Source organism: Streptomyces sp. DH12 (assembly GCF_020873895.1).
Lineage (GTDB): Bacteria > Actinomycetota > Actinomycetes > Streptomycetales > Streptomycetaceae > Streptomyces.
In genome coordinates this window covers 1-395 of record NZ_JAHWGT010001611.1, presented here as the reverse complement: position 1 = coordinate 395, position 395 = coordinate 1, and the positions used below count along the sequence as shown (strand labels likewise).

At 74.4% G+C, this 395-nt stretch carries 1 protein-coding gene; it reads right to left on the bottom strand.

Annotated features, from left to right (window positions below):
* On the bottom strand, positions 1–395 hold a 395-nt coding region (locus tag LPA54_RS41340; protein ID WP_228985522.1), incomplete at both ends, for an FAD-dependent oxidoreductase.

The window sequence follows — 395 nt, the reverse complement described above, 5'->3', positions numbered from 1 at the left end:
AGTCGTGCGCGCTGACCGCGTCGAGGCGTTCGTAGATCTCGGGCACGCGGACGTCGAGCAGCGGCAGGGCGGCCGCCGCGTTCATCCGGGGCAGGTCGCGCAGCGGGAAGGACGGGCTGAGCGCGGCGAAGCCGAGCGCGCTCCACGGCGGGGTGCGGGGCACGTGCCGGAAGCTGTCGTGCATGCCGTCGCGGTGCCGCAGCGGGTAGTCGGGCAGCGGGGTGAGGCGTTCCAGGGCGGGGTCGGTGCGCCGGAGCAGGCCGCGCAGGTTGTAGTACTGCCGGAAGAAGGCGTGGAAGCCGCGGCTCATCGTCGCGGGCGAGCCGTCGGCCAGGTCGACGGGCCAGCCTCCGACGCGTCCGCCGAGGTAGGGGCGGGCTTCGTAGAGGGTGACG